General features: G+C 62.7%; 16 protein-coding genes. 8 read left to right on the forward strand and 8 right to left on the reverse strand.

Going from position 1 to position 18995, the window contains the following annotated elements:
* Positions 1–45 precede the first annotated feature (45 nt).
* The 6 genes from BUS42_RS31850 (at position 46) to BUS42_RS45610 (ending at position 6550) form a co-directional block, all read left to right on the forward strand.
* Complete coding sequence (locus BUS42_RS31850; protein ID WP_074313828.1) at positions 46–675, forward strand: class I SAM-dependent methyltransferase; 630 nt, start codon at positions 46–48, stop codon at positions 673–675.
* 341 nt (positions 676–1016) lie between these two features.
* Complete coding sequence (locus BUS42_RS31855; RefSeq protein ID WP_074313830.1) at positions 1017–1994, forward strand: DUF3179 domain-containing (seleno)protein; 978 nt, start codon at positions 1017–1019, stop codon at positions 1992–1994.
* 445 nt (positions 1995–2439) lie between these two features.
* On the forward strand, positions 2440–3129 hold the full coding sequence (locus BUS42_RS31860; protein ID WP_074313832.1) for an HAD family hydrolase: 690 nt from the start codon (positions 2440–2442) through the stop codon (positions 3127–3129).
* A gap of 611 nt (positions 3130–3740) precedes the next feature.
* Positions 3741–4742 (forward strand): NAD(P)H-dependent glycerol-3-phosphate dehydrogenase, encoded by a 1002-nt coding sequence (locus tag BUS42_RS31865; RefSeq protein ID WP_074313834.1) that lies wholly within the window; start codon positions 3741–3743, stop codon positions 4740–4742.
* Positions 4739–5320, forward strand: coding sequence for a DUF1802 family protein (locus BUS42_RS31870; RefSeq protein ID WP_074313837.1), 582 nt, complete (start codon positions 4739–4741; stop codon positions 5318–5320). The genes BUS42_RS31865 and BUS42_RS31870 overlap by 4 nt, the downstream gene beginning before the upstream one ends.
* Positions 5321–5803: 483 nt before the next feature.
* A complete protein-coding gene (locus BUS42_RS45610; protein WP_254053919.1) occupies positions 5804–6550 on the forward strand; it encodes a hypothetical protein in 747 nt (248 codons plus the stop codon).
* 46 nt (positions 6551–6596) lie between these two features.
* On the opposite strand, the gene BUS42_RS45615 is transcribed toward BUS42_RS45610, so the two are convergent.
* The 4 genes from BUS42_RS45615 to BUS42_RS31890 are packed head-to-tail and all read right to left on the reverse strand — an operon-like array spanning position 6597 to position 8884.
* Positions 6597–6974 (reverse strand): PHP-associated domain-containing protein, encoded by a 378-nt coding sequence (locus tag BUS42_RS45615; RefSeq protein ID WP_254053920.1) that lies wholly within the window; start codon positions 6972–6974, stop codon positions 6597–6599.
* Entirely contained in the window at positions 6878–7240 is a 363-nt protein-coding gene (locus BUS42_RS45620) for a PHP domain-containing protein (RefSeq protein WP_254053921.1), read from the reverse strand. The genes BUS42_RS45615 and BUS42_RS45620 overlap by 97 nt, the downstream gene beginning before the upstream one ends.
* Positions 7241–7276: 36 nt before the next feature.
* Positions 7277–7990, reverse strand: coding sequence for a UDP-2,3-diacylglucosamine diphosphatase (locus tag BUS42_RS31885; RefSeq protein ID WP_074313839.1), 714 nt, complete (start codon positions 7988–7990; stop codon positions 7277–7279).
* Between the two features lie 12 nt (positions 7991–8002).
* The gene (locus BUS42_RS31890) at positions 8003–8884 is read right to left on the reverse strand and encodes an MBL fold metallo-hydrolase (protein ID WP_074313841.1); all 882 of its coding nucleotides are present in this window, start codon (positions 8882–8884) and stop codon (positions 8003–8005) included.
* A gap of 269 nt (positions 8885–9153) precedes the next feature.
* Between BUS42_RS31890 and BUS42_RS31895 the strand changes: the two genes are divergently transcribed.
* Positions 9154–9684, forward strand: coding sequence for a PilZ domain-containing protein (locus BUS42_RS31895; RefSeq protein ID WP_074313844.1), 531 nt, complete (start codon positions 9154–9156; stop codon positions 9682–9684).
* A 295-nt stretch (positions 9685–9979) separates the two neighbouring features.
* Positions 9980–13780 carry a Calx-beta domain-containing protein gene (locus BUS42_RS31900; protein ID WP_074313846.1) on the forward strand — a complete coding sequence of 1267 codons (3801 nt, stop codon included), beginning with the start codon at positions 9980–9982 and terminating at the stop codon, positions 13778–13780.
* 103 nt (positions 13781–13883) lie between these two features.
* On the opposite strand, the gene BUS42_RS31905 is transcribed toward BUS42_RS31900, so the two are convergent.
* The 4 genes from BUS42_RS31905 to ada all read right to left on the reverse strand — a co-directional run bounded on the left by BUS42_RS31905 (position 13884) and on the right by ada (position 18787).
* Positions 13884–15194 carry an FHA domain-containing protein gene (locus BUS42_RS31905; protein ID WP_254053922.1) on the reverse strand — a complete coding sequence of 437 codons (1311 nt, stop codon included), beginning with the start codon at positions 15192–15194 and terminating at the stop codon, positions 13884–13886.
* A gap of 854 nt (positions 15195–16048) precedes the next feature.
* Positions 16049–16789, reverse strand: coding sequence for a 2OG-Fe(II) oxygenase (locus BUS42_RS31910; protein WP_074313849.1), 741 nt, complete (start codon positions 16787–16789; stop codon positions 16049–16051).
* On the reverse strand, positions 16779–17693 hold the full coding sequence (locus tag BUS42_RS31915; RefSeq protein ID WP_074313850.1) for a DNA-3-methyladenine glycosylase family protein: 915 nt from the start codon (positions 17691–17693) through the stop codon (positions 16779–16781). The genes BUS42_RS31910 and BUS42_RS31915 overlap by 11 nt, the downstream gene beginning before the upstream one ends.
* Positions 17694–17698: 5 nt before the next feature.
* Entirely contained in the window at positions 17699–18787 is a 1089-nt protein-coding gene (gene ada / locus BUS42_RS31920) for a bifunctional DNA-binding transcriptional regulator/O6-methylguanine-DNA methyltransferase Ada (protein WP_074313852.1), read from the reverse strand.
* Between the last annotated feature and the right edge of the window lie 208 nt (positions 18788–18995).

Genomic DNA, 18995 nt, shown 5'->3' on the forward strand with positions numbered 1-18995 from the left:
GCGGTGACGATGATGGAAAGCATGCGGTGGAGATAATGTTTGCAAATGAATAGTAATAGTTCGGAGCGTAAGTCGCATTGGGAGGGGGTCTACTCAAACAAATCCGAGGCCAGCGTGAGCTGGTATCAGGACGAGCCCACGCGATCACTTGAGCTGATCGGTGAGGTTGCTCCGGTCCAGGGCGGTCGGATCATCGACGTCGGCGGCGGGGCGTCCGTCCTGGTCGATCGACTCATCCACCTTCCCTTCGACAGAATCGCGGTCCTCGACATCTCGGAAACCGCCTTGGGCAAGGCGAGGTCACGGCTGGGTGAGCATGCCGCTCGGGTGGAATGGCTCGCGGCCGACGTGACCGAAATCCGGGATCTCGGCGCGTTCGATGTCTGGCATGACCGGGCCGTGTTCCACTTCCTGACCGATCCGGCGGACCGAAATCAGTACGTCGCGTTGGCCCGGCGGACGGTCCCGGAGGGGGGCCACCTCATCATCGCCACGTTCGCCGAAAGCGGCCCGAAGAAGTGCAGCGACCTCGACGTCTGCCGCTACAATGCCGATTCGTTGCGTGCGGAGTTCGATGGCTTCTCACTCGTGCGACACGCCGCGGAGACGCACACCACGCCCTGGGGAGCCCCTCAGGCGTTCATCTACGGGGTCTTTCGACGCCGGCTCGATTAGCGAGTCGACGACTCCACCAGATTTCGTAAACGCTCGCCAGATGGTGCGCGCTATAGGAGCCGATTGACGAAGCACCAAACCGTCGAGGGATCCCAGACAGCCGTAGCCGCTGACGACTGCCAGTCGCAGCCATTGCGCTTTACCCAGAGTCACGCACTGTCTGGCGAACGCCAGGGGAAAATTGAAGATTTTAACCACGAATAACACGAAGGACACGAATGGAAACAATGATAGTCGTTACTTAAAAAGATGAACATTCGTTCGTATTTTTAGGGCAAAGCTGATGGGGAAATCGTCGATTTCGACGCCGTGAGGCACTGACACATCGGAGTTCACTACGAATGCTTGCTCTCAGCCTGCTTCTCGCCGTCCTCGGCTCCGAGCCCGGCGACCGCAACGAGCCCAGAGCCGTCTTCCGGCCGGGGATGTTCGAGACGCTGGTCAATCCCGCCTGTTCGCACTGCGTCGATGAGTCCCGTCGCAAGGCGGGCGCCCTCCACGACGATGACCGGGTGCTCTCCTGGATTCGCGGCAAGTATGACGGCGGGGCCATTCCCTACCGCTGGTTCCTCGTGCCCTACCGCGTCATCAGCGACACCTACGGCGTGTTCGTTTATGACGCCGATGCCGATTTCGTGCGGGGTTATCCCGCGTCGCTCGACTTTCGATTCCATGGCTGGCGCAATGGCGTGATGGTGATGCGCCACAAGGACGGTACGCTCTTCGACTGCTTGACCGGGCTGGCGTTCGAAGGCCCTCGCAAGGGCGAGCGGCTGACGCCCATTCCCACGATTGAGACCAACTGGGGCCCGTGGCTGAAGGCCAACCCCGGCACGGTGGCCTATGCGATGGTCGCGAAGTATCAGCCGCAGTTGGTTCCGAACGCCCTTCTCCCCGAGTCGCGAATGAGTCGCTCCGAGCCGGACCCGCGACTCGACGCGGAGGAACGGGTCTTCGGCTTGGCCCTCGAAGGGGCGAGCGGAGCGTGGCCGCTCAAATCGTTCGGCGAGCGGTCCGCGCTGCGTCAATTAACGCTCGACGGCAAGAAGGTCGTCATCCTCTGGGACAGTCGGACGCGGACCGCGGCGGCTTATGCACCCGAGTTGGAGGGCGACTCCGCGGGGCCGGTGACGCTCGCTCTGGACATGGGCGACCCCGAGTCCCCTTGGGTGGACAAGGAGACGGGCTCGCGTTGGTCCATCGTCGGCCGTGCGGTCGCCGGTCCCCGAAAGGGGCAAACGCTCCGATGGCTGCCGGGGGTGATGGTCATGTGGTACGCGTGGGCGGCTGATTATCCGATGACGGCCCTGGAGAATTGACTTTTTTTCGCCATGTCCATTGTCGGGAGTACACCGACGACTCCGGGTGGAGCAAACAGGCGCAGAAACGCTGGCTTCGGGGAGCGGCGACCGCCGACTGGTGGGCGTTCCGCTGTGACCAACCGGGCCGCCTCTCCCGCTCCACCACGGCTGGGCCAAGCTGGGGGGACGGCACGGTGACGCCGGATGATCGCGACCCTCCAGACGCTCTGATCTTGAGCTCATCCTCGTCCCCCCGGATCCGGTCGACTGTTGCCATGTCCCGAAGATCACCGTATTTCAAGAAAAGGGGGGCGTTGTCGTTGATCGATTGTCTTCGACGTTGAGGCGTTCATCCCCTGACGTTGGGCGGTCGCGCGTGTTAGACTAGTCCACAATCTGCCTGGGTGGTCGGTTCGGGACCACCCGGGTGGCTTCGTCGACCTTCCTTTGAGGACAAGCCGTCGTGTCGCATGCCCCCGCTCCTCTCCTGGCGATTTTCGATCATGACGGAGTGTTGGTCGATTCCTATGACTTTCACCAGGATGCATGGCTCGAACTGGGCCGCCGCACCGGCTTGGGCATCACCCGCGAATTGATCCATGAGACGTTCGGGATGACCAACCCGAGCATCTTCCGAAGGCTCCTGGGAGAGACCCTGGTTGCGGAGGACGTTCGAAGCTACTCCGACCTCAAGGAGCTTTGCTATCGAGACCTGGCACGCGAGCGGATCGACCTCATCGACGGCGTCCCGGCCTTGCTTGACGGACTGACGGCGGCGGGCGTCGTTCTGGCCATTGGTTCGAGCGCCCCGCGTGCGAACCTCGATTTGACGGTGGAGTCATGCGGCCTGGCGAACCGGTTCGCCGCGATCGCGGCGCTCGAAGACATCGACCGCGGTAAGCCCGACCCGCAAGTCTTCCTGGTCGCTGCGGAGCGGGCGGGGATTGCGCCGGCCCGTGCCGTCGTGTTTGAAGACGCCACCGTCGGGATTCAGGCTGCGAAGGCCGCGGGAATGTACGCCGTGGGGATCACCACCACAAACCCGGCCCAGGCGTTGTGGGATGCCGGCGCTGATGAGGTGGTCGACCATTTTCGTGACTTCGACGTTGCCAGGCTGCTGCGACAACTTGACCCGTCGCGACTGGGCCATTGACGATCGATTCGTCGCTCGGAGTGCGTCAACCTCATGGCTCGGCTCCGGATCGTGCGGGTCATGAGCGAACCCCCCTCCCCTTCGGCAAACGCCGCTGCGTGCGGGTTTTCTATTCCCGACAAGCCACGGGCCGAGCCCCCGAACCCTCACCCTGACCGGTTCAAGTGCGGTCCCGAAGTGACCCTGGACGGAATCGAGCCGATGGGTGTGGACATTAAAGCTGAACGGGTTTTAAAAGTGTAGACCTGGACTTAATATCGCATGAAATTGTGTTTTGGGGAGCGGTTGGCCGCTCGATGTTGCTCCCTCCCGAGCTTTTCGCCAAAATAGAGGTGGTGAATGAATGGGGCGGGGCGCTTTTTGATCTCAACCTTCCGGTAGGGTGGGCACGGCCCACCATCCCGATCTCCTTGCCGGAACTGAAGATAAGATGGGGGGCCGTGCCCACCCTACGGGAATCGTGGGACCAACGATGATGCCACGGCCGATCGTGTCGAAGAAGGGGAAAACGGGTTCGGCGAAGCTTTACGGGGGCCACGAGTTCAGGGCCTGGAACCCGTGCGTGTGAGTTACGGCCAGTGCCGGTCGGAGCAGGAAGGGTTCATCCGAGAATGATGAAACGCGTTGCAATCCTGGGTGCGGGCGGAATGGGGACGGCGCTTGCGATTCTTTTCGCCAGGACCGCGCGCTCGGTGCAGCTCTGGGCGCGGAACCCCGAGCAGGCCGCCGAGTTGGGGCGGACTCGGGAAAACGCGCGGCACCTGCCGGGCGCGTGGTTACCGGTCAATGTTGAGGTGACCCCGAACGCGTGTGACGCCACCGGCGGAGCCAACCTGATCGTGATCGCGATTCCGTCGGCCTATCTCCGGAGCACGCTCGAGGGCCTGGTCGAACGAATTCCGCCCGGAATCCCTGTCCTGAGCGTCGTCAAGGGGATCGAAAACTCGACCCTGGCGCGGCCGAGCCAGATCGTTACCGAGGTCTTGGGCATGCGTCCGGTCGCCGTCTTGAGCGGCCCCAGTCACGCCGAGGAACTGGCACGTGGCTTGCCGGCCTCGGTCGTGGTCGCTGGTGAAGCGGAGGGTCTGAATCGGGAGATCCAGGACGCACTTAACCAGGGGACCTTTCGCGTCTACACGAACCCGGATCTGATCGGAGTCGAGCTCGCCGGAGCGCTCAAGAATATCCTTGGTATTGCGGCGGGGGTTTGTGACGGACTCGGCTTCGGCGACAACGCCAAGGCCGCGCTGCTGACGCGCGGGCTCGTGGAGATTTCCCGGTTCGGCGTCGAGCTTGGGGGCGAATTTTCGACCTTCTTCGGACTCGCCGGGGTCGGCGACATGGTGACGACCTGCTATAGTCCATTCGGGCGCAATCGGTCGGTGGGCGAGCGCATCGGTCGGGGCGAGCGGCTCGAGGAGATCCTCGCCTCGATGGTCAACGTCGCCGAAGGGGTCCCGACCACCCGGAGCGTGCACGACCTGGCTCGGAACCGCGGGGTCGAGATGCCGATCACCGACGAGCTCTATCACGTCCTTTTCGAGGGCAAGTCGCCCCATGCGGCGGTGACCGACCTGATGATCCGAGAACCGAAGGTCGAGGGGGGGCGATGAGACCCGACGACTCCTGGCCCCTGGCGTGCGGAACGGCCTTCAAAGAGTGGGCTGGGGTTTGCGAAGCACTCAGCGACGGAAGGCAGTCGTTGATCCTCCGCAAAGGCGGGATCGCCGAGGGCCCGAACGGCTTCGTTCCCGAACACCGCCTGTTCTGGCTCTACCCGACTCATATCCATGAGCTGGAGCAGGGACTGCGCTTCCCCAGAGACCAGGCGCTCGTTTCCGACGCGCCCTCCAACGTGGTCGCGGTGCGGACCCTGGTGGAAACCGGCCCGATCGGGTGGGTCGATCGCCTCGAGCGGCTGATCGAACTCGAAGACTTTCATGTATGGAACGAAGCGACGGTGGAGCGACGATTCCACTACCGGAAACCAGGGCTCTGGGTCCTCGGTGTTCGGGTCTATCGTCGTGCGGAACCTTGGCTCGTTCGGCTGACTCCCGAACATGCGGGCTGCAAGACCTGGGTCCCCCTTGACCCCCCTTTGGAGACGGACGGGGTCACCCCTGTCCTCGGCGACCAGGAATCTCACCGGGTCATGGACCACATCCGATCGACGCTGAAACTCGAACGATGACGAATGCCGAGCCGCCCAAACGTTTGCTTCGTGTGCTCCTCGAAGACGCGAAAGACTTTCCGGCCACGATGCTCCTGGGAGCGGTCTGGGTCCTCGTGTTCGTGCTCATGGTCATGACACGCCTGAGTAACGGCCCCCTCCCCTCCCTGCAAACTTTCCTGCTCGGCAATATCGGGGGCGCCCATTCGTTCGGCGACCTGAGTCTCAACGAGCTCTACCGCGGCGAAATCTGGCGTGTCGTTACATGTACTTTTGTGCATTATAACTTGCTTCACCTCGGAATGAATCTTTACGGGTTGTACCAGCTCGGTAGCTTGGTGGAATCGTGGTATGGGCCGGGCCAATTCCTGGCGGTCTACCTGGTGCTCGGGGGGGCGGCAACGTGGTCTCGGCGCTCCTTCGGCATGCGCGAGGCATGGAGCCGCGGATGCATTCGGGGGGGGCTCAACCGTTGTCCTCGGTCTGGTGGCGCTCTGTGCCGTGATGGGTTGGCGCTCGCGGTCGCGGATTGGCGACCATCTCCGCGGCCAGATGGTCGGCATCCTGGTGTTCACGGCGATTCTCGGTCAAATGCACCCGATGATCGACAACTGGGGCCATGCCGGAGGGGCGCTGGTCGGCGGCTTGGTCGGCTTCATGCATCGGATCCTGATCCGCACGGTGGACCGACCCGTGGCCTGGTGGGCCGGCCTGGTGGCGAGCGTTGTCATGGTCGTGTGCGGCGCGGCTCAATGGCGTGACAGCCGGGTCGAGGCCTCCTATCGGCCGCAAGTCTTGGCGGAAGAGAAACGGTTACAGCAGTCGCAACAACTGACCTTCGAGCTCTTCCGTTTGATGGCCTTTTATCCGCAGGCCGTGATGCGTTCCGAGCTCGAACAGTCGCGTTACGTCCCCAAGTCGCTGCTGCTTGCAAATCAAAAAGTGCCCCGGCCCGCGACGGTCGGTGCGTCCGTCCTCTTCACGATTCCTTGGGCCACGCTCCGCGCGGAGCAAGCGCGATACCTGGCGATTCTCAAGGCGGCCGCACCGACGCTCGGTTCTCCTCCCACCGAGGATGACTTCCAGCAAGTTCGCCGACTCTTGACCAAGGTTTTCGAGCAGCCGCCGACCAAGCTGATGGCCCGCGCGTTTCAGTTTCATCTCGCGGCGCTGATCCGGCGGGCCTCGCAAGAGCTGTCGGCCGCTCAGGTCCGCCGCGCCGAGCTGGTCCGCAAGGCGGGAATCCAATGAGCGGGTCGCGCGACGACTCGACTTGATCCGGTCGACCGGGAAGGGATCAGTCGACCACCGGACCGCTCGTTTGCCAGGCGCCCGAACGATGGCGCGGGCGGCCGCGATGGTCGCGGAGCGCGGATACGAAATCGGCGATCGTCGCGATTTCTCCCGTGAACTCCGTGTAGTAGCAGCCGATGGCGTCCCGCTCGTGGCCGTCGCTCGACCCGGTCGCGCCCATGGCGGCGTGGCGCTGGAGGACCGCCGCGGTCTTGGTGCGGGTCTCGGGGGTCACGTTGTTGCTAACGAGCTCGAGTGCGTCGAAGGCGGGTCCGTGGGTCGCGATCAACTCGTCGAACGGCTGGTCCCAGCGAAACGGATGGGCCGCGACGATCGCCGCGTTGTGGCGTTTGACGAGCTTGAGCAAGTCGGCCAATCGCACGCCGGGGGGGCTTCGTCGAGATTGGGGAGTCCGTAGACCAGAAAATGGCCCTCTCGGGCGGAGACTTCGGCACCGGAGAAAACGGAGAGGCCGTTGGCTTGCGCGGCGAGCTCGGCCACCTCTTCGGGATCCCACTGGAAGTCATGATCGGTAATCACGACGCCGTCGAGTCCGACCGCCTTCGCATGCGCGATCAGGACGAGCGGGTCGATCGAACTGTCTGGCGAGTGACGGCTGGTATGTAAATGGTGATCAAACTTGGGCATTTCTCAAATCCAAATCCAAAGAGAAAAAAGAAAACCTCAACAGGTGGTCGAAGCGGGAGTCTTCTCGACGATTAAGGATGCGCCCGAGGCGTCGACCTTGACGAAGCTCGACTGCCCGAACCAACCGCCGGGGATGATCAGGCGGGGCGTTGACGTCGCGTCCTCGAACGAGCGGTGAATATGTCCCATGATGACGACGTCGGCCCGCCCAACGCAGCTCTCGACGTATCGGCGATAGGCGGTGAATTGCCGCGTGTCGTCCCCTTCGCGTTTCCTCTGATTGCGCCGGTTCAGTTGATGATCGAGGAACGAGGCGAGTGTTCCAGGGAGGTTCCGGAAGGCGTTGAGGAACGACCGACTTTCCATCCCGCGCTTCCAGACGCGTTGACCTCCCACGTTGTGGCCATGACGGAGGATCAGGCGGACGCCGTGGGTTTCGATTTCCAGCGGTTCGGGGGCGAACCGGGCCCCGAGCTCTTTCTCATAGAACGGGCCGAGCCACCCATCGTGGTTTCCCGCCATGATCGTGAGTTGTCCCCCACGCGCCCGGAAATCCGCGAGCGCCCTCAGTCCTGGGCAGGAGTTCGCGCCGGTTTGATATTGCCGAGCGGCGAACCAGAAGTCGCAGAGGTCGCCCACGATTGTGAGGCTGTCATCCTTGCCGAGGCTTTCAACCCAGCACGCGAACCGTCGGCCGCGTTCGGGGCGGTCGAGGCGCAGGTGGACGTCGCTGGTGAAATAGGACGACACGAGGAGAAGACCTCAGAACGGGAGTAAGGGCCCTTGCGCGGCCGCCTTGGCCGCTCGCCGTCGAGTGGGGGTGACGACGACGTTGGGGAACGCGGCGGCCTGGGTGGCGGCGTGAACGGCCACTCGCCGGCCGCTGGCCCGAATCGCCGCGCGGGCGGTGCTCACGGCCAGGGTTGGGTCATTGCACTGCTGACTCAGGTGGAGTAAGACGACGTGGCGAACCGATCCGGGGGCCGACCGATCGAGCACGGCGGTCACGAACTCGGCCCCTTGGTGATTCGACAGATGCCCCCAGTCGCCGAGGTTCCGCGCGATCAAGGCGTAGGATCGGGGCGCTCGCCGCTGCATCTCGACATCGTGGTTGAATTCCACCCCCAGCAGGTCGACCTGGGCCAGCGCATCGGCCATGGCTTCGGTCCAGCTTCCGGTATCCGCCATGTACCCCATCGCGATCGCACGGGCGCCTCGGGCCGGCTTCGCTTCGACGCGGAATCCGAACGTGGGCCCGCCGTCGTGCCGCAATTCGAGCGGCTCGATCCGCAGGCCCGTCGACGTGAGGAACGGCCGCTCGTCGTAATGACGGACCAGTCCCGCCCGATCGAGCTGATGAAATCCGGGACTCCTGCCCAGTTGCCGGCGATGCCCCTCGTGGCAGTAGAGGGTGATTCGCAGGCGGGTCATCTGAATCAAGGTGGCGTTATTGACGTGGTCGCCGTGGGTGTGAGTCAGGACGGCCGAGGCGATCTGCTCCCAGGACGAGCCGACGCTCTCCAACCGGCGGGTCAGGGCGCGCGGACCGAGCCCCAAATCGAGGAGGAAACCCGAACCCCCTGTCTGAACCAGGGTTGCATTCCCTTGTGAACCGCTCGCTAACACGGCAATCTGAACGGACATTGCGGCGGTCTTTCTTCGGAAACCGATTAGCTCGAGTCCCTTACAAGCCAACGCTAGTTTACGGGAGTCGAATCGCTTGGGCAAGACGAGGGAGGGACCCCGACGATCGATCGCGCCCGGTCGGTTTTGGAGCGACAGCTCGGACAATACCAGTTCGCTCCGCGAGTGACGTCGATTCCGGGCAACGTTGGCGCGGATTGTGTCCTAAGCTCTCTTGGGACCCGTAGTCAAGGAAGACCGATTGGGACCGACAGATCCGAAGGAAGACGATGAGCGACGACTTGGATCGTTTGAAGTTTCAACGGATCGGGGAGAAATCGATTCGTCTCGATTTGCCTCCCCCGGATGAGGAACCGGAGTTGGTTCAAAAGGGGCTGCTCGACCTCTTTCGCGCCTGGGTCGCCCAGTTGCCCCAGGAGCGTCGATCCATGCCTCGGCACAAGACGAGGCCGTTTCAGGTCTGGCTCGGCTGGAAGAAGAACGGGGACACCTTCGTCGCCAACACGGCCCGCCTGGTCGACGTCAGTCGTGGAGGAGCCCAACTCCTGGTGGTTGATCCTCCTAGGGAGCGGTCGAGAGTCTGGGTCTGCCTGGGCAAGCCCACCCCGAGCGATTGCCTGGAGGCGACCGTTCTCGAGGTCAGGAAAGCGCGTCAGAAGGTTTGCACCGTTCGGCTCGCCTTCAGGGAGCCTTGTCCCCACGCGTTCTTCGAGGCCGCCGTCTGCACCCTCTCCCCGTCTGATGCGCGCAGGGCCTCGTTGTACGAGACCGGCGGTGACGAGGGAATCGAGATCGTCTGATTGCTCGCTTGGGCCGGCCACACGTTGTAGGGGTGTAGGCCACGCACGGCCGCCTCAAATTCGGATCCATCGAATTCGACTGGATGACCGCTTGTCGCTCGTTCGGGTTGCCAGCCGACTCTTGGGGACCCTCCCGCAGGCGAGCGAAGGCAGCAACGCGCCGCGATCCCGCCAATTTTTTCCCTCCGGCTTTTTCTGCGGTATCTTTGGGATGATTGCGATCCCTTGCCGCCGGATGATCCATCGCTCTGGGTGGTTCCGCTTCCCGCCTTGACGCACGTCAAAGAGAATGGCTATGAGTCAAAACCGCCGTCGACGTTCCAGGGCGCTCCCGCTTCAGGTCGAGGCGATGGAGAAACGTCAATTGCTGGCGACGATTTACGTCACCACGGCCGTTGACGAGAACGACCCCACGGATCCCACGATCTCGCTTCGCGAAGCGATCAGGCTGACGAACGGGGATTTGTCGGTCTCGGCCTTGAGCACGGCCGCCCAAAGCATGGTCGTCGGTACTCCGAGCACCTCCGCGCAGGATTATATCGCGTTTGCGATTCCGGGCGGAGGACTCCAGACGATTACGCCGGTTTCCGCCCTGCCGGCGATCACGCATCCGGTGACCATGGACGGCTATACCCAACCGGGGGCATCGCCGAATGCGCCGGCGATCACCCGCATCGACTACGCAACGTTGACGGTTCGCCTGGATGGTTCACTCGCCGGTCCCGCTGCAAATGGGTTGACGATCAATGCGTCGAACTGCGTGATCTCTGGCCTGATGATTGTTAAGTTCCAGGGAAACGGTATCGAAATCTCTAACCGCATTGACAACGGGATCGTGAAGAAGGCCCAGGGGAACTCGCTGTTCGGTAACTTTATCGGGACGTCCTCAAATCCGGTTGCAGGCCAGCCGATTTCAACGGTCGAGGGCAATGGGCAATCGGGCGTCTCCATCACCTCATCCAACAACCGGGTCGGTGGGAATACCCCGGGGCTTCGCAACGTAATCGCCGGCAACAAAGCGGTGGGAATCAGCATCTCGAAGCAGGAAGGGACCGGCAACCTCGTTCAAGGCAACGCCATCCTCGACAACGTCTTCCAGGGTGTGCTGGTGCTCTCGTCCAATAACACCATCGGTGAGGCCCTGGCGGGGGGCGGAAATGTCATCTCCGGCAACGGCGCCCAAGGCGTGATGATCCTTGGACCCGACGGGCCGAACCCGAGCACGCCCGATGCCGAAATCCAAGGCAACCAGATCCTCGGCAACGTGATCGGGGCTGACATCAGCTATCTCTCCAATGACGCGTTGATCCCCAAGGGGATGAATCCCCGGCCCAACGGCGCCGAGGGGATCCTGATTCGGAACTCGCCCAAGAATTCCATTGGCAGTGTGATTCCCGCCGGCAAGAACGTCATCGCCGCGAATCAGGCCGACGGCGTGCTGATCGATGGAGTCGCCTCAACAAACAATCGCTTGCTGAACAATTGGATTGGATTTAATATTGCGGATAACCTGATTTCGCTCTCGATCCCCAATAACCTGAACGGCGTTCGCATCAGGTCTTCGGGGACGTTGATTGGCGACTCGACGGCCGCGGGGACGAACGTTATCTCACTGAATCATGAGCATGGTATCATGCTAGAGGGAGCGGGAGCGACCGACAACGTCATTCGGGGCAACATTGTCGGCCTCAATCCCGACGGTGGCAGCGATTTTGGCAATACGTTCGATGGGATCCATCTCGAAGATGCAGGGCACAATATTATCGGTGGGCCGAACCCAGGCGATCGTAACACGATCTCGGGTAATAACCACGGCATCGTGATCCGCGACCTGGGCTCAACGAGTCCTGCTCTCGCCACCGGAAACCTCGTCCAGGGGAATTTCATCGGAACCGCGACCGATGGGATTACCGACCTGGGGAACGCGGTCGACGGCGTGATCCTCGACAATGCGCCCCGCAACAAGATCGGCGGAATCGCCACCGGTGAAGGAAACGTTATCTCGGGAAACAATACGGGTGTGCATATTATGGGTCTGGGCGCGAGGGACAACCTCGTGCAAGGAAATTTTATCGGCACAGACCTTACCGGGACCGTGTCTCTCCACAACAAGGTCGACGGCGTCCTCATCACCTCCGATGCGTCGAGCAACTTGATCGGCGGAATCGACCCGGGGGCTGGCAACACGATTGCCTTCAACGTCCGCGATGGCGTTCGAGTCGAGTCGGGTTCCGATAATGCGATCCTCTCGAATCGGATCGATTCGAATACCGTGCTGGGAATCGACCTTGTCGGAGGCAACCAGGATCAGTACGGCGTCACGGCGAATTCGCCCGGCAGTCCCCATTCGGGTGCGAACCGCCTCCAAAGTTACCCGATCCTCACAGCCGTGGCCCCCAGCGGGAACGCCACCTTCGTGCAAGGCACGTTTAACGCCGCTCCGAATACGAGCTTCACGATCCAGTTCTTTTCGAGTCTCGAGAAGGACAAGTCGGGCTTTGGCCAGGGGAGGATGCTGCTCGGAACATCGACCTTGATGACCGACGCCTCGGGCAACGCCACGTTCGCCCTCAACGTGCCGATTGCCGTCCCGTCGGGACAGTTCGTTACGGCAACCGCCACCGACCCCACGGGCAATACTTCGGAGTTCTCGAACGCGATGCCTAGCGAGCCGGTGACGATTCAGTTTAGCAGCCCGACCTTCAGTATCAGTGAGGGAGCCGCAAGCGCCACGATTACCATCACTCGTAATGGTGGTAGTGGTGGAACCGCCTCGATCAAGTTTGCCACGAGCGATGGAACCGCGACAGCAGGGGCAGACTATACGGCGATCTCGGGTCGGATTTTCTTCAATCCGGGCGAGACGACCAAGACGGTCACGATTCCAATCACGGACGACCAGTTGGTCGAGGCGAACGAGACGATCCTTCTTACATTGAGCGAGCCGACCAATGGGGCCACGCCGGGAACCCCTGCCACGGCGATTCTGACGATCGTTGACAACGATCAGTCCGCTGTGCAGTTCAACGCGGCGACCTACTCGGTCAACGAGAAGGCGGGAACAGCCACCATCACGGTCACCCGAAACAGTGGCGTGGGCACTCTGACCGTCGGCTACGCCACGAGCAACGGCTCCGCCCAGGCCGGCACCAACTACAAGAGCACGTCGGGCCAGGTGACATTCGATGCCGGTCAGACGACCCGGACGTTCACGATCCCGATTCTCAACGACAACCTGGCCGACGGCGACAAGGTTGTCAACCTGACGCTGTTCAACCCGAGCACTGGGATTCTCGGAGCACCAAGTACGGCGGTTCTGACGATCAAGGATAGCGGCGTCGTGACCCCCGGCGGTCCCTCGACGGGTCCGAATCCGGGCAATCCGTCGACGAAGCCAAATCCGAATCCCGACCTGAATCAACCTGGCCCGCTGATTCGCGACTTCCACCTGATCGTTGGCCCGGGGGGAGTCACCGGGATCCTCCTGACCTTCAGCGAGCCACTCGATCCGGTCCGGGCCCAGAACGTGGCGAGCTACGGGTTCGTCGTGGTCTCCGCCGGGGCGGACGGGTACTTGAGTACGCCCGACGACTTCAGCGTCCCTTTGGCGTCGGCTGTGTACATTCCGGCAAGCCTTCAAGTCTTGCTGACTCCAGCAACCCCGCTTCGTTTGAATACGTTCAATCAACTGGTTGTCAACGGGAACCCGAGCGGTACGGTGGGAGTGACTAACGCCAACGGCGACCTGCTCGACGGTGATTCCAACGGAGTCAACGGCGGGGCTTATACCGTGATTTTTGGTGCGGGCGACAAGTTTGTCTACTCCGACCGCAACGGCGATCGCGTGACACTGCGGTTGTCCCGAGGGGGCCTGATGGAGCTGCAACGCGGCGCCGATGGCGAAGCCCGCCAGTTGCGCCTGGTGCAGACCGTCGCGCGGCGGAGCATCCTCAGCGGAAGCGTGAAGCGTTCACGACCGGGCGACGGCCGGACGACGCTCGGTACCTTGTCGGGCACGGCGGGCGTCAAGATTCGGCTGAACCGGTCGATCCGTGTGGCCACGCTCTCCGCAACGCGTTTCCATACGCCCGGCTGATTGGTCGACCCGACGGACAGGCCGTCCTCGGGAGGGCCTGAATGCCAGGCGCACTCAGGATTTCTCGTTTTCGAGGTCCGCTTCGACGGAGTTTCGCAGGGTGTTAGCGCCCGAGCATCAGGTCGCAAATCTTCTGCCAACGGCCCTGACGCTCCTGTTGGAGCTTGGCCATGCGCTGACACAAGAAACTATGGATTTGATCGTCGGGCAACTTGTCGGTAGGCGCGGTCGTCTCGTCGTCAGCCGAGACCTGGGCAGGACTGGGTGTGGGAATGCTCGTCGGTTTCGAGGAGGAAGGATTGGCTTTCGGACTCGTTCCGTTCTTGATCGCCCCGTGCTGCGGCTCGTCGTCGGGAGGGGTTGATGAGCGTGGCTTGGTCACCGCCTTGTCTTCTTCGCTCGGAGTAGCGGAGTTGGCGGCGGTCAGCGAGGCCTGGAGCAGAGCTTGAACACGGGACATGGCATCGTCCGTGGCAACCATGCCATTCGTGGACCTGATCGGAGGCAATGCGACGAGCAAGGGATCCCCGCGATTGGCCTGGGCCTGGGACTGGAGGATGAGGAGGTCTTGACTGAGTTGGCGGAGTTGGTCGAGTTCGTCACGCACCTGGGCCATCTGGTCGCGGTGGAGCGAGCCCAACGTCTGCGCCATGGTCACCATGGCTTGCTGGAATTGATCGAGCATCTGCTGCTGCATCTGGCCGAACTGGTTCGCCATGTAGGCGATGATTGACTCGGTCCGATCGGTTGGCGCGAGGAACGGTGGATCCTGTGGCAGGTCGTGGCCGATCTCCAAGAGCGTAGGGGGCCGCCCTGGTCGTGGGCTCACCACCGCGACGGTCGAGACGGTCCGAATCGCCTGGCTGGACGGCTTGGGGGCGGGCATCTCGCACCGAATCCGGATCAGGTGGCGGCCCACCTCGAGCAGATCGCCATTCTCCAGCCGAGCCCAGCGGATCGGTTGCTTATTGAGCTTGATCCCCGTCCGTCCCAGCAGGTCGACGACCCACGTGCCTGAGGGGGTGCGGAGCAGGCTGCAATGGTAATGCGAGATTTCGTGATCCAAGAATCGCAGCCGGCACTCGCTGGTGCGGCCGAGCAGGGTCAGGACGCGGCTGAGCTTCCAGGAAGGGCGCCCGGTTTGCTGGGGAAACTCCAAGATCACAACCGGCAACGGGGAATCATCAAGCGACCGCGCGTCGAGAGGGTTCCCAAGATTGACGGAGCTCGCTGGATCCTCCGTGTGGATTCGGACCGGGCCGATCTCGATCCCCCGTTGGTCGTCGACCCACCCCTGTGGGATGAGTTCTCGCTCACAGTCGTCGTGGATCCGGCCTCCGATGTTGACGTGGAAGCTCCGGCCCGCAATCACCTGGAGATAAACCTGACGCCGACTGACCCGCGGGTGATCCACGACCAAGTCCGTCCTCGGATCACTTCCCGCCACGACGAACGGGACCTCGAATACGCGGGACTCGGTGCCCCTCGGTCGTTCAATGTTCAGTCGCAACGGTCCAGCTAAACCACACGACGCCAGAAATAGCTCTTTCGAGCATCGATCCACGATGACTGTCCCCCAGACTTCATCCCCCACAGAATCGGCTCGGGGGGGAGGCTTCCGCTCAGAGTGAGAATGGCCTTACCAATCCTGACGGGTAAGAGCCTCTCGGGTCAAGTCGATGAAGGACCGAGCGGGGTTCACCCAAATCTTGGAACCGAAGCTCCGAATCGGCGCAAGACAATCAAAAAAACGGGTTGCGGCGATCGTCTGAGGTCCTGCGTCGAGCGCAAGCCGATTTCAATGCGGTTGAACAAATGTCACGGGAAAGTCCGTAAAATGGGTGAATTTACGGTCAACGTGTCCTGCCTCGTTGCGAACGAGGAGCCGACATCCACTTGTGAATTGCGCCTGACGGACGACGGGACACGTCATGCGCACCGCTTCAGTTTACCAGGACTACCATGGGATTTGAATCATCGACATGGTTTGGATTTCCGGATTTTCCAATATGTGAGGAGAATCTCGTCGGTGGATTGGCAGTGAGCTCGATTCGAGCGTGAAGCCGTGTGAGTGGTGATGGGGGGGGCCGGTTTTGCGTGATGACGTTGCCTTATCACACCTCAGGTCTGCGGCCCAATGACTGGCTCGGTTTCCTGCGGACCTCAGGAGGGAAGGGTAGCGCGGCCCACTCATGATCGGATCCGTGCCGCTCGCTTTGAGTGGAGACGCCCAAATCCACCAATCCATTGGTTTGGGTGTGACTGCCTTCAGGTTGCGTCGTGGAAGATCAACCCAACGGTGTGGCGGCTGCCTGCGCGCAATCGGCTCACGCCGTGTCTCATGGTGACGCGATAGCAACCGCGGGTGCCTTGGACCGGGCGATGGTGGACCGGGAAGATCACGCCTTGTCCTTGGCCGAGGGGGACGACCTCGGCCCTCGATTGCATTCGGGGCCGCTGCTCGGTCAGGACAAACTCGCCGCCCTGGAAATCGTCGCCTGGTTTGGAGAGCAAGAACGCGACCTGGAGCGGGAAGACATGTTCGCCGTAGAGGTCCTGGTGCAGGCAGTTGTAATCGCCGGGGCCGTAGCGGAGCATCAGGGGCGTGGGCTTGGTCTGGCCCGCCTCGTGGCAACGGTCCAGAAAGGCTGCGTGACTGACCGGATAACGGACCTCGAGGCCCATCGCCTGATTCCAGCGGTTGGCGATCTCCACGAGTGGCGGGTAGAGCGCATTCCTCAAATCGGCGATCAGGGGTGGCAACGGGTAGGCGAAGTATTGATACTCCCCGCGCCCGAAGCCATGCCGTGCCATGACGACCCGGCTCCGGAAGCTCCCGCCGGTGTCGTACGAGGCCGCGAGCGCGTCACACTGCTCCGGCGTGAGTATGGGCCCGATCACCGCGGAGCCCTGGTCATCAAGTTCGGCGGCGAGTTTCGCCCAGTCCAGGGACGCGACGCGCTCCGAAACGCTCGTCGGTGTGGTTTGCGTCACGGTTTTATGACTCATTTTTTTTCTGGTCCGCGGTTTGTGGGAGTGATTGCCTGGCTGCGTGGTTCCAGAGGTGCACCGCGGCATACCCGCGAAACGGCCGCCAATGGTCGGCCGCGGTTGTCGGCCTTCCCGGCTCATGGGGTTCGAGAGCCCGGCGCAGCACCAGGTCGGTCCCTGGCCAGGCGTCGGCCTCGCGGAGTGCCCGCAACGCGAAATACTCCACGGTCCAAGGCCCGATTCCGGGCATGCTCAAGAGGGCTTCCTTCACCCCGACCACGCAACTGTCGCCATCGGGGAATGGGATCGTCGCATCGGCGATCGCTCGGGCCACGTGCTGCAAGGTCTGCACCCGCCGCGACGGCATGCCAATCGCCTCGAGCTTGCCGTCGGCGACCGCGCGCGGAGTCGGGAACAGGAACGAGGGGCCGCCTCGACTTGCTGGGTCGACGGGTTCGCCGAGTCGACTGGCAATCCGGCCCATAATCGTCGTCGCCGCTTTCACGGTCACCTGCTGGCCGACGATGGTCCGGACGAGCAACTCGAACGGGGACCAGGCCCCAGGGACACGGATCCCCGGCGAGGCCGCCAGGAGGGGACCGATCCGAGGATCGGCGCCCAGGACCAGGTGGACTGACGACAGGTCGATCTCCAGGTCGAACATCCTTCGCGCACGCGCGAGGATGGCCTGGGTCTCGGTCCCGACCTTGGCTTCGATCGTGAGCAGAATTAGGGCGGCTGTCGGGTGGTGGGTGAACGAGAGCGTGCCGCGGGATTCCCCCAACGCGAACGTGCGGACGTAGCGTTCTTCCTCCACGGCCTCGACGCCGAGTGTGGCCCGAGCTCCGAGATATTGGAGGAAGAACGCCCAATCCAGAGGGGGCGTGTAGTCGAGTTCGTAAGTGCGGGTTTGCCCTACCATGGGGATCAGCTCGCCCCTTGTTCGCGTCGGAGCAGCCGACTCTTACGTTCGACGCCCCACCGATAGCCTGACAGTGACCCGTCCGTTCGGACCACGCGGTGGCAAGGGATCGCGACCGCAAGGGCATTCGCCGCGCAGGCTTGGGCCACCGCCCGCACGGCCTTGGGCTGTCCGATTTGGTTGGCGATCTCGGCGTAGGTCGCGGTCGAACCGGCCGGGATCGCCCGCAAGGCGTCCCAGACGCGCTGTTGGAACGCGGTGCCGCGGATGTCGAGGGGGAGGTCGAGGCCGAGCGAGGGCGTCTCCAGGAATCCGACCACCTTGGCGACCCATTGCTCGAAGTCCGCGTCGCCACCGATGAGCTGGGCCTTCGGAAAGCGGTCCTGGAGGTCGTGGGCCAGCTCGTCCGGATCGTCGCCGAGAAGAATCGCGCACACGCCCTTGTCGGAAGCGGCCACGAGGATCGAACCGAGCCAGCATTCGCCGATCGCGAATCGAATCGACGCGCCGGTGCCCCCTGCGCGGAATGCGGTCGGCGTCATGCCGAGCACTTCGGTCGAGGACTCGTAGAAACGACTGTTGGAGTTGAACCCCGCACCATAGATCGCCTGGGTCACCGTCGGACTCCTTGTGAGCGCGGCTCGGACGCGTTGGGCCCGGTGGGCGGACGCGTAGCCTTTGGGGGTAAGACCGGTCTGTTCCTTGAAGATTCGGTGGAAGTGGTAGCGACTCATGCCGACCGAGGTGGCCAACTCATCCAGGCTCGGGACCTCGTCCGCCGCTTCAATCGTTCGGCAGGCCTGGGCGATCATCGCGGCCTGGCGTTCGGCCAGACCCTTTTCGGTCGGCTTACACCGCTTGCAAGCGCGGAAGCCTGCGGACTCGGCGTCCTGGCAGGTGGCATGGAACCGGACGTTCTTGCGAAGCGCCGACCGCGCGGCACAGGAGGGCTTGCAGTACACGCCCGTCGTTCGCACCGAATAGTAAAACGTGCCGTCCGCGACGGGGTTGCGATCCACGACGGCCTGCCAGCGGGCCTCGTCGTTCGAGAACGGCGATGCGATTGCATCGGTCCTCTCGATTGCAGTGGTCATGAGGTTCGTCCTCCCGTCGCGCTCATGCTCATTCGGTTTGGCCCAGTGCTCATGGACTCCATCATAGACGGCACTGCCCGTGAGGAACTCCGGTTCTTGCTTTCGTATTCGAGCCGTGTCAGGCGCGTTCTTCCGCTCGCAACATCGCCAGGATCGGGATAACCGGCAGGGAGGTCGCGCGGACCGGCCCAATCGGCAGGCGTCCCGC

Origin of the sequence: Singulisphaera sp. GP187, assembly GCF_900129635.1 — a bacterium.
Classification (GTDB): Bacteria; Planctomycetota; Planctomycetia; order Isosphaerales; family Isosphaeraceae; genus Singulisphaera.

What these genes read in the sequence shown, in the direction of transcription:
- BUS42_RS31850 (WP_074313828.1), top strand. Translation starts at nt 46, where the DNA reads ATGAATAGTAATAGTTCGGAGCGTAAGTCGCATTGGGAGGGGGTCTAC.
- BUS42_RS31855 (WP_074313830.1), top strand. Translation starts at nt 1,017, where the DNA reads ATGCTTGCTCTCAGCCTGCTTCTCGCCGTCCTCGGCTCCGAGCCCGGC.
- BUS42_RS31865 (WP_074313834.1), top strand. Translation starts at nt 3,741, where the DNA reads ATGATGAAACGCGTTGCAATCCTGGGTGCGGGCGGAATGGGGACGGCG.
- BUS42_RS31870 (WP_074313837.1), top strand. Translation starts at nt 4,739, where the DNA reads ATGAGACCCGACGACTCCTGGCCCCTGGCGTGCGGAACGGCCTTCAAA.
- BUS42_RS45610 (WP_254053919.1), top strand. Translation starts at nt 5,804, where the DNA reads ATGGGTTGGCGCTCGCGGTCGCGGATTGGCGACCATCTCCGCGGCCAG.
- BUS42_RS45620 (WP_254053921.1), bottom strand. Translation starts at nt 7,240, where the DNA reads ATGCCCAAGTTTGATCACCATTTACATACCAGCCGTCACTCGCCAGAC.
- BUS42_RS31890 (WP_074313841.1), bottom strand. Translation starts at nt 8,884, where the DNA reads ATGTCCGTTCAGATTGCCGTGTTAGCGAGCGGTTCACAAGGGAATGCA.
- BUS42_RS31895 (WP_074313844.1), top strand. Translation starts at nt 9,154, where the DNA reads ATGAGCGACGACTTGGATCGTTTGAAGTTTCAACGGATCGGGGAGAAA.
- BUS42_RS31900 (WP_074313846.1), top strand. Translation starts at nt 9,980, where the DNA reads ATGAGTCAAAACCGCCGTCGACGTTCCAGGGCGCTCCCGCTTCAGGTC.
- BUS42_RS31910 (WP_074313849.1), bottom strand. Translation starts at nt 16,789, where the DNA reads ATGAGTCATAAAACCGTGACGCAAACCACACCGACGAGCGTTTCGGAG.
- BUS42_RS31915 (WP_074313850.1), bottom strand. Translation starts at nt 17,693, where the DNA reads ATGGTAGGGCAAACCCGCACTTACGAACTCGACTACACGCCCCCTCTG.
- ada (WP_074313852.1), bottom strand. Translation starts at nt 18,787, where the DNA reads ATGACCACTGCAATCGAGAGGACCGATGCAATCGCATCGCCGTTCTCG.